Source organism: Streptomyces sp. NPDC048297, from assembly GCF_043201585.1.
Classification (GTDB): domain Bacteria; phylum Actinomycetota; class Actinomycetes; order Streptomycetales; family Streptomycetaceae; genus Streptomyces.
Genome location: NZ_JBICZA010000007.1, coordinates 168,800 through 183,920, shown reverse-complemented (window position 1 = coordinate 183,920; position 15,121 = coordinate 168,800). Strand labels below are relative to the sequence as shown.

The 15,121-nt window shown below is 70.6% G+C and carries 12 protein-coding genes; all 12 read left to right on the top strand.

Translation table 11 applies throughout. The annotated features are described in order from the left end of the window. The first annotated feature begins 5 nt into the window (after positions 1–5). The gene (locus tag ACGFYV_RS10380) at positions 6–530 is read left to right on the top strand and encodes a phage tail protein (protein ID WP_362685951.1); all 525 of its coding nucleotides are present in this window, start codon (positions 6–8) and stop codon (positions 528–530) included. Between the two features lie 33 nt (positions 531–563). After that, on the top strand, positions 564–1,286 hold the full coding sequence (locus tag ACGFYV_RS10375) for a hypothetical protein (protein ID WP_393877939.1): 723 nt from the start codon (positions 564–566) through the stop codon (positions 1,284–1,286). Next, on the top strand, positions 1,279–2,025 hold the full coding sequence (locus tag ACGFYV_RS10370) for a hypothetical protein (protein WP_393877938.1): 747 nt from the start codon (positions 1,279–1,281) through the stop codon (positions 2,023–2,025). Before ACGFYV_RS10375 ends, ACGFYV_RS10370 begins: the two co-directional genes overlap by 8 nt. Before the next feature lie 127 nt (positions 2,026–2,152). Then, on the top strand, positions 2,153–3,160 hold the full coding sequence (locus ACGFYV_RS10365) for a Pvc16 family protein (protein WP_393877937.1): 1,008 nt from the start codon (positions 2,153–2,155) through the stop codon (positions 3,158–3,160). Between the two features lie 45 nt (positions 3,161–3,205). Beyond that, positions 3,206–5,188 carry an ATP-binding protein gene (locus ACGFYV_RS10360; RefSeq protein ID WP_393877936.1) on the top strand — a complete coding sequence of 661 codons (1,983 nt, stop codon included), beginning with the start codon at positions 3,206–3,208 and terminating at the stop codon, positions 5,186–5,188. Next, entirely contained in the window at positions 5,179–5,463 is a 285-nt protein-coding gene (locus tag ACGFYV_RS10355; RefSeq protein WP_393877935.1) for a hypothetical protein, read from the top strand. Before ACGFYV_RS10360 ends, ACGFYV_RS10355 begins: the two co-directional genes overlap by 10 nt. Then, a complete protein-coding gene (locus ACGFYV_RS10350) occupies positions 5,460–11,783 on the top strand; it encodes a DUF4157 domain-containing protein (RefSeq protein ID WP_393877934.1) in 6,324 nt (2,107 codons plus the stop codon). The genes ACGFYV_RS10355 and ACGFYV_RS10350 overlap by 4 nt, the downstream gene beginning before the upstream one ends. Positions 11,784–11,785: 2 nt before the next feature. Continuing rightward, positions 11,786–12,205 (top strand): hypothetical protein, encoded by a 420-nt coding sequence (locus ACGFYV_RS10345; protein ID WP_393877933.1) that lies wholly within the window; start codon positions 11,786–11,788, stop codon positions 12,203–12,205. 18 nt (positions 12,206–12,223) lie between these two features. Next, the gene (locus ACGFYV_RS10340) at positions 12,224–12,910 is read left to right on the top strand and encodes a hypothetical protein (RefSeq protein WP_393877932.1); all 687 of its coding nucleotides are present in this window, start codon (positions 12,224–12,226) and stop codon (positions 12,908–12,910) included. A 12-nt stretch (positions 12,911–12,922) separates the two neighbouring features. After that, on the top strand, positions 12,923–13,294 hold the full coding sequence (locus ACGFYV_RS10335; protein WP_393877931.1) for a hypothetical protein: 372 nt from the start codon (positions 12,923–12,925) through the stop codon (positions 13,292–13,294). Beyond that, positions 13,287–14,426 (top strand): hypothetical protein, encoded by a 1,140-nt coding sequence (locus tag ACGFYV_RS10330; RefSeq protein ID WP_393877930.1) that lies wholly within the window; start codon positions 13,287–13,289, stop codon positions 14,424–14,426. The genes ACGFYV_RS10335 and ACGFYV_RS10330 overlap by 8 nt, the downstream gene beginning before the upstream one ends. Before the next feature lie 144 nt (positions 14,427–14,570). Beyond that, positions 14,571–15,107 carry a phage baseplate assembly protein V gene (locus ACGFYV_RS10325; RefSeq protein ID WP_393877929.1) on the top strand — a complete coding sequence of 179 codons (537 nt, stop codon included), beginning with the start codon at positions 14,571–14,573 and terminating at the stop codon, positions 15,105–15,107. Positions 15,108–15,121: the final 14 nt, after the last annotated feature.

The following is a 15,121-nucleotide window of genomic DNA, read 5'->3' as shown; positions in this document are numbered from 1 at the left end:
ATCCGATGGCAGAGTTCACCGTCAACGCCCATCGTTTCGACCCGTACAAGAACTTCAAGTTCCTGGTCCTGTGGGACGGTCGTACGGTCGCCGGCATCAGCAAGATCAGTCCGCTGAAGCGGACCACCGAGGTCGTCAAGCACCGCAACGGCGGCGACCCCTCCTCCCCGCGCAAGTCGCCCGGCCGCTCCGAGTTCGAGGGCATCACGCTGGAGCGCGGGGTCACCCACGACCCCGAGTTCGACCGCTGGGCCAACAAGGTCTGGCAGGTCGGCGCCGGCCTCGGCTCCGAGGTCTCCCTCGCCGACTTCCGCAAGGACATCGTCATTCAGGTCCTCAACGAGGCCGGACAGGTCGCCGTCTCGCACAAGCTCTACCGGACCTGGCCCAGCGAGTACCAGGTCCTCGGCGAACTGGACGCCAACGCCAACGCGGTGGCCATCCAGTCGCTGAAGCTCGAGTGCGAGGGCTGGGAGCGGGACTACGAGGTGCCCGAGCCCGAAGAGCCCTCCTTCCTCAACCCTGCCTGATCCGAAGTGAGTTGAGGGAACAGGGGGAAACACATGGCGATCACCGGGGCGGCCGGGCTGCTGGCCACCTGGGAGGCGGGGCTCGCCGAGGCGCCCGCCGGGCGCGCCCTGCTGCTGCACCGCACGGCGCGCCCGGACGACGCCGGCATCACGGCCGTACCGCTGGGCGAACGGGAATCCGATCTGTTCGCCCTGCGCCGCGCCCTGTTCGGGGAGCGGATGCAGGTACGCACGGAGTGCCGGGCGTGCGGCGCGGACATGGAGTTCGAGCTCGACGCCGGGGAGTTCGCCCGGACACTGAGCGCCCCCGAATCGCCGGTCGTGCGGCTGGCGGAGGGCGGCTGGGAGATCGTCTTCCGGCTGCCCTCCGCCGCCGACCTCACGAGCGCGGCCCGGACCGCCGACCCGCGTGCCGCGCTGCTCGCCCGCTGCCTGGTCTCCGCCGAGCACGACGGCACGGCCCAGCCGGCCGGCGCGCTCCCCGTACCGGTGCGGCGGCGCATCGCCGAGGCCGTCGAGGCCGCCGACCCCGGCGCGGACGTGACCCTCACCATCGCCTGCCCCGAGTGCGGTACGGGCACCCGCGCCGAACTCGACATCGCCTCCTACCTGTGGACCGAACTGGACGCCTGGGCCAGGGACCTGCTCCTCGACGTCCACCTGCTCGCCACCGCCTACGGCTGGAGCGAGCCGGAGATCCTGGCGCTCAGCCCGCTGCGCCGCCGCTACTACCTGGAGCTGTGTGCGGATGTATGACTCCTCCTCCCGGGCGCCCGAGGCGGAGCCCGACTTCCTCGACCGGCTGATCGCCCGGCACGCCGCACCGGCACCGGACACGGTCCGGGTCCGGCCCCGGCTGCCCGGCCCGTTCGAACGCGTCGAGGCCGTCCGCGCCCGCACCCCGGACCCCGACACCGCCGACTCCGCGCCGTGGCCCACCGCCACGACCGCACCCGCACCGGAGCGCGACCTGCCCCGGCCGGCGGCGGCCGAGGTGCGGCACCACACGGAACGCGAACGGACCGTCGTCCGTACGGAACGGACCCCCGCCGGACCGCAGGCGCGCCCGGCCCCGCGTCCGCTGCCCGAGGCACCGCTGCTGCGCCCCGTCGCGCCCCTCGCGCCGAGGCCGTTCGCGGCGCCACAGACCGGTCCGCGCACGTCCGGGCGGGGAGGCCCGGAGCCGGGCACGGACCGGGTGGCGGCGTCCGCACCCACCCACCCGGGAACGGACACCGCCTCCTCCACCGTCGTGTCCGCGGCGACGAGGCCCAGCGCCGCGGACACGGCGGCGGCCCGTGACGCCGTACGACAGGCCGCCGCACGCCGGCCGGGGAGGGCACCCGAACAGGTCGTGCAGGTACAGATCGGACGGCTGGAGGTCACGGCCGCAGGGACCCCGGCACGGGGCGGCGCACGACAGCCGGCGCGGCCCGCCGACCGCCCCGGAGCGGCCCTCAGCCTGGCCGACTACCTGGCCCGGGGGCGCGAGTGAGCAGCACGGCAGTGACAGCGGTGGGAGAGACAGGACACGCCTTTGACAGCGGCGGGAGCGGAACGGCACGAGGCCGCGCGAGTGGCCGGACGAGTGGTCGTACGAAGGGAACCGGGGAACTGACGCCATGAGCAACGCACTCGCCATCGCCCATGTCAGCCAGGCCCTCGCCCTGCTGATCGAGTCCCACCTCCAGCCCGAGATCGACATGGCCGTCAAGGTGGAGCCGCGCAAGCCGCCCGCCGAGCCGCCCACCGACCCCACCATCTCCGTCTTCCTGTACCAGGTCACCCCCAACACCTCGCAGCGCAACAACGACCTGCCCACGCGCGCGCCCGACGGCACGCTGGTGCGCCGGGCCGCCGCCGCGCTCGACCTGCACTACGTGATCAGCGCGTACGGCGACGAGACCGAACTGGTCGGCCAGCGGCTCATCGGCTCGGTGGTCCGCACCCTGCACGAGATACCGGTCCTGCCCAAGGACGTCATCGAACTCGCCGGTGAGCGCCCCTACTTGGCGGGCAGCAACCTTGCCGAGGCGGCACAGCGGGTGCGCTTCACGCCGATGGTCATGGACGTCGACGAGACGTCGAAGCTGTGGGGGATGCTCTACCAGACCCCGTACGCGCTGTCCGTGGTCTACCAGGCCTCCCTCGTGTTCATCGACGGCCTGGAGACGCCCGTCCCGGCGAAGCCGGTCGAACGGCCCGAGGTGCGGGTGCTGCCGTTCGGGGCACCCGGGGCGCCGGTCCCGCCGGGGCCGTCCGAGCAGAGTCCCTCCGGGACGGGCCCCTCCGAGCAGAGCCCCTCCGAGCAGAGCCCCTCCGAGCAGAGCCCCTCCGGGACACCGGGCGGGACGACCGGACAGGACGTCGTGAAGCGGGAGCCGGCAGGCGACCTCGCGGCCAAGGACGAGCCCGCTTCCGGGAAGGCGGCGAAGACGGCGCCCGCCAGGACGACGACGCCCGCCAAGGCGGTCGCCAAGACCCCGGCCAAGGCACCCGCCCGTGCACGCAGGACGGCACAGCCGACCAGGGCCGCCGCGAAGAGGACGCCGAAGAGCGCTCCGGGGCGTGCCGAGGACACGGACTCCGGATCCGCGCCGCGGACCGGCGACGACGGCGTGGAGAAGTGAGGCGACGTGGGGTCTGACGCGAGGTCGACGGGGGCGGGTGAGGACATGGGCGCACACGGGCCGGGAACGGCGACGGCGGGCGACGGCGGCACGGCGCTGACCGCCGGGATCCGGCGCGTCCTCGCCCGCGTCGACGCCCACGCGGCGCGCGTCACCGACCAGGGGACCGGTGGAGCGCCGGCCACGGGCCCCGACACCGCCGTCGTACCGGCGCCCGAGACCGCCGCCCCTCTCGACGCCCTCGTGACCTGCTTCGGCCTCACCCCCTTCGAGCGTGACCTCGTCCTGCTCACCGCCGCCGACGAACTCGACCCCACGACCGGCGCCCGGTGCGCCGCGGCCACGGGTGCCCCGCAGCGCGCCCACCCCACCTTCTCCCTCGCCCTCGCCGCCCTGGACGGGCCGCACTGGAGCGCCCTCACCCCCGTGGCACCGCTACGGCGCTGGCGCATCGTGGAACTGGAGGACGAGACCCGGCTGACCACGTCCCGGCTGCGCCTGGACGAACGCGTCCTCCACTTCCTGCTGGACTCGCCCTACCTCGACACCCGGCTGCACGGTCAGCTGCGCCGCACCCCGGCCCCGGACACGCTGCCGCCGTCGTACGACCTCGCCGCGAGCCGGCTCGCGGAGGGCTGGACCGAGGACGGCGGTCGCAGCCCCGACGCGCCGATGCTGGTCGAGGTGACCGGCGGCGATCTGCGCAGCCGGGCCGACATCGCCGCCGCAGCCGCCGCCCGCTGCGGCCTCGGCCTGTACACGATGAGCGCCGAGGACGTGCCGACCGACCCGGCCGAACGCGACCGGCTGGCCCGGCTGTGGCAGCGCGAGGCGATCCTGCTGCCCGCCGCGCTGCTGGTGGAGGCCGGCGAACTCGACCGCGACCAGCGGGCCGCGACCGAGGCGTTCCTCGCCGGAGCCGCCGTACCCGTCGTCGTGTCCGGCGAGGACCCGCTGAGCAGCGGGCGCCCGCACGGCGTCCGCGTGCCCGTGCCGAAACTCGACGACGACGAACAACTCACGCTCTGGTCCCAGGCGTTCGAGGACGTCACCGACCTGGGGGACACCGAACTCCGCTCCCTGGTCGCCCAGTTCCAGCTGCCGCCCCATGTCGTACGGTCCGCCGCCGCCACCGTGCGCCGACGGCTGCCCCACGAGGACGAGTCGGACCCCGCCGGACTCGCCTGGCGGGCCGGCCTGGACGAGGCACGGATCGGCATGGACGAACTCGGCCGCCGGATCGAGCCGCAGGCCGGATGGGACGACCTCGTCCTGCACGAGCGGCAGACGGCCGTGCTGCGGGAGATCGTCGCGCATGTGCGGCAGCGGGCGACCGTTCACCAGGAGTGGGGCTTCGCCGCGACCCTGCGCCGCGGCCTCGGCGTCACCGCGATGTTCGCGGGCGGCTCCGGCACCGGCAAGACGCTCGCCGCCGAGGTCATGGCGAAGGAACTGGGCCTGGACCTGTTCGTCGTCGACCTCTCCCAGGTCGTCAGCAAGTACATCGGCGAGACCGAGAAGAACCTCCGCCGGGTCTTCGACGCCGCCGAACGCGGCGGCGCGCTCCTGTTGTTCGACGAGGCCGACGCCCTGTTCGGCAAGCGCAGCGAGGTCAAGGACAGCCACGACCGGTACGCCAACCTCGAGGTCAGCTACCTGCTCATGCGGATGGAGGCCTACCGTGGCCTCGCCGTCCTCACCACCAACATGAAGCAGGCCCTCGACACCGCGTTCCTGCGGCGCATCCGCTTCGTGGTCGACTTCCCCTTCCCGGCGGAGAACGAGCGCGCCGAGATCTGGCGCCGCGTACTGCCCGCCCAGGCCCCGGTCAAGGACATCGACCCCGCACTCCTCGCCCGGCTCACCGTCGCCGGCGGCTCCATCCGCAACATCGCGCTGTCCGGGGCGTTCCTCGCCGCCGAGGAGGGCGACCGGCTGCAGATGCGGCACATGCTCGCGGCGGCCCGCACCGAGTACCTCAAGCTGGAGCGCTCCCTGACCCCCGCGGAGGTGCGCGGATGGGTGTGAGCAGGCAGCCCTCGGCGATCCGCGTGGAGATCGGCGAACTCGTCCTCGACGGCTTCAAGGGCGACCCGCAGCGCGTCCGCGCCGAGTTCGAGCGCGAACTGACCCGGCTGGTACGGCTGCACGGCGTACCCGTGGCGGCGAACGGGGCCCTGAGCGTCGACGCGCTCGGCGGCCTCGCGACACTGCCGGCCGGCCTGTCCGCGCGCCGCCTGGGCCAGGAGCTGGCCCGTGCCGTGCACGAAGGACTCAGCGGCCACGGGGAGGTGACCCCATGAGCACCCAGTCCCAGCAGGCGAGCGCCGAACAGTCCGCCGAACAGCGCCGGCGCAAGCGCAAGGAGCGCGCCGCCAAGTCCCGCGCCCCCGAACCGAAGAACGTCGTCAGCGGCGCCGGCCAGCCCCTCGACCCCGGTGTCCGCCGCGACCTGGAGGAACAACTCGGCCACGACCTCAGCCGGGTACGCCTTCACACCGGCCGCGACGCCGCCCGGCTCACCGAACTCCTCGGCGCCGACGCCGTCGCTGTCGGCCACGACATCCTCTTCCGCGAGGGCGCCTTCACACCGGGCACCGACGAGGGGCGCCGGCTCCTCGCCCACGAGGTGCTGCACACCGTGCAGAACCCGCACGGACTGGGGGCGTTGCGGGCGGGGCGTGAGCCGGGCGCGGTGAGTGTGCCGCAGCAGGCGATCGAGCGGGAGGCGGAGTCGGCGGCGCAGGATCTCGTGCACCCGGAGCGCGAACAGTCCGCCCCCGAGGTGCAGGAGGGGCAGGCGACACCCGGCTGGCTGCGCTACGCCACCGTCGACGCCGACCGGCAGCGCGCGGAGGCGATCGACCCGGCGACCCTCGTGGACCGTCTCGCGGGCAACGTGCTGCGCTCCCTGCGCGGCGACCCCACCGACGCCTCCGGCCGAGTGCGGCTCCAACTTGCCCGGATGTCGGAGGAGTTGGAGGAGTCGGTCGTCGACCGCCTGGAGAACAGGCTGCTGACACCCGAGTACGATCGTCTTCTGGAGATCGCCGATCAGGCTCGCCCCGGTCCGGTCGAACTCCAGCCTGCCGAGGCTCCGTTGCCCGAGCTCGACCTCTTCGCGGAGCTCGGTGTCGAACGCACCCAGTGGCAGAAGAAGCAGGAGTCCGACCACGGTTCGGCCGACAATCGTGCCGACGACTCCCGCACGGAGCAGAGGGACGCCACGGCCCGCGACGACAAGAGCGGCAGCGACCGCAGCCGGGCCAGTGCGGACGCCGCCACCGAGGAACAGGACGCCGCTCAGCGCACGGAGCAGGAGGACGAGCGCAACGCCTCCCGGCAGCGGGCCAGGGAAGAGCAGCAGCAGAAGGACGAGCAGGCTGCCGGCGACCGCGAGCGTACCGACCAGGCCGGCGACGAACGAGCCCAGGGACAGCAAGAGGGCACCGAACAGGCCAAGGAAGAGCGCAAGGAGCAGCGCGAACGAGAGGAGTCCGACCCGCAGCAGGCGAGCGCGCCGGGCGCCGACAAGCGCAAGCAGCGGGACGACCAGACCCAGCCGGGCGCCGGTTCGAAGCGCGAGGAGCCGGATCCGAAGCAGAGGGCCCAGCCCGGCCCCGTACGCCCGGAGAAGGTGGACGAGCGGGCCGAGCAGGCCGATTCGGCGTTGTCCGAGCACGGGTTGAACGAGCAGGACGAGAGCGAGCGCGACCCCCGTGAGGAGGAGCAGCCGCTCGGCCTGGAAGCGGGCGCCGACCGGGAGGTCGTGGGCGGCGAGGTCGAGGAACGCGAGGGGGCGGGGCCCGGCTCCGACGGCAAGCAGGACCACGCCACCTCTGCCGAACTGGCGGTCGACGAGATCGTCTTCTCCGAAGACGCGTCACCGCTGGCCGTCGCAGGCGCGCTCGCGATCGTCGCACCCGGGGCGGAACCCGAAGCGGACGAGGCGAGCCCCGATGCCGAACAGGGGCATCCTGCCAGGGACCGGGGTGCCGAGGAACCCGCGATCGCCGACATGCCGGCCGAACAGCCGGCGGATCAGGAGGTCGGCCAGGATCCGGAGCAGTCGGAGAAGGAGCAGGCCGAGCCGGAGGCTGAGGAGCGGCAGAACCCTGACGAGGGCGCCTCTGAGGCCGGAGCGCAGAAGAACGCGCCCGGGGCCAAGGGCGAAGAGAGCCAAGGCGACGAGGAAGAGCCCGAGGCCGTCGGCGTCCGGGACGAGGAGAAGCGGCGTACGGCAGAGCAGCCGGCCGAGCGCGCCGACGACCCTGCGGCACGTCAGGCGACGCCGGGCCCGGCCGCGAAGGTGCCAGGATCCACCGAAGACGCGGACGCGACGCCTCCGGCCCCCGCACCGGCCGGCGCCCACAAACCCGCGGGATCTCATACGGCCCCGTCGCCCGTCGAGGACCGTGCGCCCTCGCCCGCCGCCCGGCGCGGTGCCGAACCGCCCCGGTCCGAGCGCGAGGCACCGCAGGCCAAGAGCCGGGTGCCCAAGGAGAGCGGGCCCGGCGCCGCGCCGCGCGGACCCGTGGGTGCCGCCGAGAAGACCGGGCCGACGACGGCCGCCGGGCCCGGTGCCGCGCCGTCCGTCAGCCAAGCGGCGGTGAGCCCGGCGGCCGAGCAGTCCGACGGGCCCGGCCAGACCGCGGCGACGGACGCGCCCCGGCCCGAGGCGTCGTTGGAGAAGGACGGCGGCGGCTGCGCGCCGCCCACGCCCGCGCCGGAGAAGGACGAGGGCGGGCAGGGGAGTTGTGGAGGGGGCGGCGGCGAGGCGGCACCCGAGGAGAAGCAGCAGGACCCGCCGGACGTCTCGGGGCAGGACCCCAAGACTGCCGTACAGACCGTGAGCAAGCTGGCGCCCGACCAGGCGGCGGCCGCCATGCCAGGGGTCGACAAGGCCGTGGACAAGAAGATCGGCGACGAGCAGAAGCGGCTCGACGCGGCCCCGCCCACGCGGGAACGTCCGTCGGGGGCGCCGCAGACGCGTTCGGCGCCGCCCGAGGCCGCGCCCGAGGCCGCGCAGGTCACCGGCAAGGTGGAGCGGATCGGCCCGGAGGGCCAGGGCGACAAGCAGAAGGCCAAGGGCGGCGACAAGGCGGAGGGCAAGCAGCCCACCGACGACGTGGCGCCGCCGCCGCCTCCCGCCGTGCCCGACAAGGGGCTCAGCGAGGCGGAGGCGAAGAACGTCGAGGCGGCGGCCGACGCGGTCCCGACAACCGACCCCGAACTCGACAACAAGACCGTCGGCCCGGCGCCCAAGATCCGGCTGGAGGGCGCCAGCGACCCGACCCGCACCGACGACCAGGCAAAGGCGCTCAAGGACAAGCAGTCCGATCTGCAGACGACGGGCCGCGAGGACGCGGCGAAGCCGCTCGGCGAGGACCAGATCTTCCCGAACGCGCCGCGGGAAACGCTCCGGGGCAAGGCCTCCGGCGGCGCGGGCGGCGGCAAGGCGGGTGCGCTGGAGGCCACTCCCGCCCCGAAGGCCGGCGTCGGCGCCGTCGCCAAGCAGGAGAAGGGCACCGAGATCACCGGTGGCGCCGGCAAGGCGCAGGGCGACCTCGACGCCAAGGACAAGGAGCACCAGCAGAGCGAGCAACAGGCCAAACAGAACAAACAGGCCGAGATCGACAGCGAGGTCGAGCGGAACACCTCGCAGCAGACGGCCGAGCGGGGCCGGGTCGCCCAGGAGACGCAGAAGCAGCGCGAGGACTGGCGGGGCGAGCAGGACAAGAAGATCCGCGACGCGGACAAACAGTCCGACGACGAACACGGCAAGAAGAACAAGGAGATCGTCAAGGCCCGCGACGACAAGGACAAGGAGGTCGGCGAGCGCAAGGACAAGGACAACGCCTCGATCGACACCGAGCGCGAGAACGCCGAGAAGGAGGCCAGGAAGAAGAAGGAGGAGAAGAAGCCCTCCGGAGGCCTGCTCGGCTGGATCGCGGACAAGGTCGCCGACTTCTTCAAGGGCCTGCTCGCCGCCGTCACCGCGGTCTTCGACGCCGCCCGCAAGGCCGTCAACGGGATCATCGACAAGTTCAAGGACTGGGCCAACCAGGCGATCGACTTCGTACGGGACCTGGCAGTCAAGGCGATCGATGCGCTGGCGGACGTCCTGATAGCGATAGGCGACACGCTGCTGGCGGCGTTCCCCGAGTTGCGGGACAAGTTCCGCAAGGCGATCGAGGGCTTGCGGGACGCGGCGATAGCAACGGTCGACAAGCTGGCGGACGGCCTGAAAAAGGCGGTCGACACACTGCTGGACGCGCTGGCAGCAGGCCTGAACAAACTGCTCGACGTCCTGGAGGCGGGCGTCAAGGCGGTCATCAAGGCCTACCAGGCGATCATCGTGGGCGCGATCACGTTCGCGCAGGCGGCGATCGAGGCGCTGGGGAAGTTCGCGGCGCTGGTGGCGGACATCGCGCCGGACCCTGGCGGCTGGATCTCGAAGGCCGGCACCGCGGCGAAGACCGGCATCACGGACCACCTGTGGGGCGCCATCAAGGTGGCGGTCAAGGGGTGGTTCGACACGAAGGTCGAGGGCATCCTCGGCCTCGGCAAGGCGGTCATCGACGTCCTGGTGAAGGGCTGTGTGTCGATCAAACAGATCGGCAAGATGGCCTGGGACGCGATCATCGCCTCCCTCCCGATGATGATCGCGACGCTGGTCATCGAGAAGGTCGTCTCGATGATCGTCCCGGCGGCGGGCGCGATCCTCACGATCATCCAGGGCCTGATGGCAGCCTGGTCGACGGTCAGCTCGATCCTGTCAGCGTTCTCGAAGTTCTGGGCCTACCTGAAGGCGGTGAAGGCGGGCCCGGCGGCGTGCCTGTTCGCGGAAGCAGTCGCCGCGGGCGTGGTGGCGTTGCTGGACTTCATCACCAACTTCCTCCTCCAGAAGCTGTCTTCGGCGACAAAGGGCGTAGGCAAGCGCCTCAAGGGCATGGCCCAGAAGATCATGGACGGCCTCAAGAAGACGGGCCAGGGCGCACGCAAAGCAGCCGGCGGAGCTGTGAACCGTGCACGCGGCGCGATACGGAAGGCCAACCAGGCGCTTCGCGAACCCGCCGGGCAGACCAGGCCCAAGCCCAAACGGCCGACCGGCGAGGACCAGCGCGCGACGAAACCTGAGCGGCCCGATCAGCGCCCCCAGCAGCAGAGGGACCCCGAGGACCGGCGTGAGCAGGCTCCCCTGCCCGGATCCACACGGGAGACCACCCCCGATGCCGCCGGACGCGACCAGAAGCCGGATCGCATCGCCACCGACAAGCCCGCCACGGACGCGGACGCCGGCCCGCGGAAGGCGCCGGAGCAGGGCGCAGAGCCAGGAAAGAAGCCCGAGAAGACCACGAACGACAGAGAAGGGGGCAACAAGCCGGACAAGAAGACGGAGGAGCCCGGCAAGAGCGAGGCTCCCGCCCGCAAGTCGCCCACGCCGAAGACGGCCAAATCGCTTCCCGCGCGTGCCCTCAACCGAGTCAGGCAGGCAGTCAAGTCAGCGCTCAAGAAGACACGTAACGCAGGGCGCACACTCGGCAGGAAGCTCAAGAAGAGCAAGGTCGGCCGGGCGGTTTCCCGCAGTGCCAAGGCGTTGCGGGACAAGTACTTGGCGAAGATTAGAAATCTGCGTGATCTGCACAGGAAGCAGCAGAAGGAGAACGCCGACAGGCGCGCCGGGAAGGACGGCAAGGACAGGGACGAGAAGGACAGGGAGGATCAGAAGCAACAACAGAACCCACCGACTGTGACGGCCGCGTTCTCCATGAGCGGCGAAGTGCACAGGATGGTCCTCAAGCCGGTCGGAAATGATGTCGATGTCCGTATGGCGTCGAATAACCTCATGCCGCTCGGTGATCAGTACACGCAAGCGTACAACAATATGGAATACGTCAAGACGTACATTAATTCGATCGAGAACGAGAGGGTGCGCAGTCAATTCAAGGAAGAAATCCTCGACGACATCATCAGTTTCCAGAAGGGCAGTGTAGGGGATTACAAGAAGGCCTTCAAAATGGCCTTCCCCAGTCGTTCGCTGGAGCACAGGGCGCCCGACAGGGAAACTGCGGTCCAGGTGGAAACGAAGGTGGCCGTTTTGCTGGAGAAGCTCCGCGGGATGAACGGTAAGATCAGCGGGTGGGCCAGAAGGACGGGTGTCGAGGGTTTCGGCAGGGAAGATTTCGACAAGGTTCTTGTCGAAAAGGGAAAGATCATATGGGAGCGTGAGTACAAGGCGATCAAGGGAATCATCGACGGCGTACTCAGCAAGGAGGATTACAAGAAAAAGCCGCTGGAGTACGTGGGCAGCTTGAAATGGGGGACGCGTGGTCCGCACAAGGGGCGGACGGCTTTCAATGTGGATGATTTCGACGTGGACCTCTTCGTCGTCCACCCCGAGGAGTGGAAGAGGGTGTACCCCCTCATCAAGAGACAGTTCCCGAACGAGGTGGACGGTGAAAAGTTCTTCCCGAAGAACGTTGGCGACATCCTTGCCGATCTTGAGGTGAAGGGAATGGTTGTCGGAGGAAGGCTGGCCGATGCCCTGGAGGGACGCCTGAAGGACGACGGTGAAATCAGGAACAAGACCGACATCGTATTGCGCTGGGAGCACCCGTAGAAATGCCTGAGATCGAGCAAAAACCCCTGCGAATGCTCTATTTCTCCATTCGCTCCGATGTCCTGGAGCCGCCGGAGCGCCTGGCCGAGCGCCTCGGGGAGATCATGGGCTGCTCATTCCATGAGGGATTCCACCGGGAGGAGACCGCGGCTCTGTGTACCGAGCTGCTCGGTATGGAGATCTACCTCTACGAGTGGCGCGGCCGGCAGAATCGCCGAATCTACCGCTTCCACGGGAGTCAGGCCAGGGACAGGTTCCGGTCGCATGTGGGAAAAAAGGGCATCGAATGCGTTCGAATTGATATCAGTGACGCCATTATTGATCTCTTGGAAGCCCATGGTGGTGGCACATGGTACCGGCCCACTGAAGCCGACGTCGATGCAGAGATCGCATATGCCAACCGAATTCTGCGATCCGAATAAGGGGCGAACGGAGAAGACGTGACCCGCTACGCAGATATCCCCAAACCCATCCGCTCCGGCATAGTCGTCGTCGACCCCGAGCGCGGCACCCCCCAGCGGGTCATCGTGCTGCAGTTCAACCCCGACACCCTGGAACGCAGCATCGCGCCCCAGTCCGCCGGGGACAGCGGCGACGGTGGCAGTGGTGGAACAGGCGGCGGGGACCGCAATGAGGCGCTCCGGCTCAAGGGGCCCGCGCAGGAGACCTGGAAGTTCACCGCCGAGATCGACGCGACCGACCAGTTGGAGATCGCGGCGCCCGACGGGATCCACCCGCAGCTCGCCACCCTCGAGATGCTCGTGCAGCCGACCACCGCGCAGCTCCGTGCGGCGAGCGAGCTGACGAAGAAGGGCACCATCGAGATCAGCCCGATCGAGATGCCGTTGACGCTGTTCACATGGGGGAGCAAGCGGGTCATGCCGGTCAGGCTGACCGAGCTGTCCGTCAACGAGTCGGCGTTCGACGTCAATCTGAATCCGATCCGGGCCTCGCTCAGCATCGGGATGAAGATCCTGACCGTCAGCGACCTGCCGGCGGGGCATCGCGGTGCCGATCTGTACATGGCGCACCTCGCGCAGAAGGAGCGGCTCGCCGCCCTGGCCCGCGGCGGCAGCCTCGGCATGCTCGGGCTCGGCGGCGCCGACCTCGTGACCGGAAGGGGATGAGCACAGCACGCCATGGCCAACACCGAGCCTTATGAGAGTGCCCTGGACTCCATACCGGGGGCGCATCCCTACCCGCGCACCAGCCGGTACCACGACGCCGAGATCGGGGTGTACCGGCGCGGCGACGGGACCGAAGTGCGGTACACCAAGCGCCGGTTGCTGCCGCCCCTCGACCAGAGCGGGGAGGAGACCGAGGCGCTCGTCGTCGGTGCCGGCGACCGGCCCGATCTGTTCGGGCAGCGGTTCTTCGGGGACCCGGGGCAGTGGTGGCGGGTCGCCGACGTCAACCCTGTCCTCGATCCCCGGGAGTTGACGGACGAGACGGGGCGCGTGATCGACATCCCCGCGGCCGGCGGGTTCTCGCGCGGAGACCGGCGTGTCTGAACAGCGCGTGGGGCAGGGCCCCGTACACGTCCAGCTCCTGATGGGGCCCACGCTGGCCCGCCCGGTCCCCGCCGAGGTCGCCGAAGCGCTGCTGTCCGCCCAGATCACCGCCACGGCGGGCGAACGCAGCGGTTTCCAGATCGCGTTCGACCTCACCAAGACCGGGACGATCGGCACACGGCTGCTGCCGGAGGGGTTCTTCGACCCGAAGACCCGCGTCATCGTCAACGTCAGTGTCAGCGGTACGCCCGAGGTGCTGTTCGACGGGCTGATCGTGCGTCAGGAGGTCGGCGCCAGCAACATCCCCGGCCACTCCACCCTCACCGTCACCGGCGAGGACCTGACCCTGCTCATGGACCTGGAGGAGCGCACCGCCCGCTACCCCAACCTGTCCCCGTCCGAACGCGTCCTGGCCATCCTGCGCCGCTACTCGGACTACGGCATCCGCCCGGACGTCTACACCGAGAAAGTGGCCCAGCCCCCGCACCAGGACCTCCGCGTGCACTACCAGACGGGGACCGATCTCCAGTACGTCACCGACCTGGCCCGCGCCAACGGCTACACCTTCTATCTGGATCCCGGTCCCAACCCGGGCCAGTCGTCCGCCCGTTGGGGACCGGAGGTCCGTCTCGGCGCCCGCCAGCACGCCCTCAACGTCAACATGGACGCCAACTCCACGGTGGACCAGCTGACCTTCGCCTACGACGGCACCGCGCGCGAGGAGCCGCAGGCCCGCTGGCAGGATCCCGGCACCCGGCAGTCCACCCTGCTGCCCCAGCCGCCGATCAGCCCGCTGCGCCCGCCCCTCGGCAGGCGCCCCACCCCGGCCCTCAAGCGCAAGACGCTCGCCGGCACCGCCAAGCAGCAGCGCGAGCAGGCCGAGGCCGAACTGCTCGCCAGGGCGGCCGTCTCCGCCGACGTCATCTCCGGCTCGGGCTCGCTCGACGTCAACCGGCACGGCTACCTCCTCCAGCCGCGCCGGCTCGTCGGCGTGCGCGGCGCGGGGCGGGCGTACGACGGCGACTACTACGTCAAGTCCGTCACCCACAACCTCCGCCCCGGCTCCTTCCAGCAGAACTTCACCCTCTCGCGGGAGGGGTTGGAGGCGCGCAGCGACCGCGTGGAGCCATGACCGATCGCCCGACCCGGCGCGGCCGAAACGCCTTGAACGACCGAACCGACCGGACTGGCCGTACCGACCGGACTGGCCATACCGACCGGATCGGCCGAACCGACCGAATCGCCTGAACCACCCACCGACCAGGAGCAGTTCAGTATGGCGGCACCCAACAATCGCTACCTCGGCAAGTTCCGCGGCCGGGTGATCAGCAACGACGACCCGTTGCGCATCGGCCGGATCACGGCCGAGGTGCCGGACGTCCTCGGCGACGAGCCGTCCACCTGGGCGCTGCCCTGCCTGCCGTTCACCGGGCCGGAGTCGGGGCAGTTCGTGGTGCCGCCGCCGGGCGCGGGTGTGTGGGTGGAGTTCGAGCAGGGGGATCCCAGCTTCCCGGTGTGGACCGGGTGCTGGTACGGCGACGCCGGCGAGCTGCCGCCCGACGCGCGCCGCGAACTCCAGGGCAACGCGACGAGCAAACCGGTCGTCGTGCAGACCCCCGGCAACCACAAGATCGTGCTCAATGACACCGCGGGCGCCGAGCAGGGGATCCTCCTGCAGGCCCAGGGCGGTGCCTACATCCGCATCACCAAGGAAGCCGTGGTCATCGCCACCGGCGCCGGCGCCGAGATCACGCTGCGCGGTCGTGAAGTGACCATCAACGAGGGCCAGTTGACTGTCCTCTCCAAGCGATAGACAACGGGGGAAGA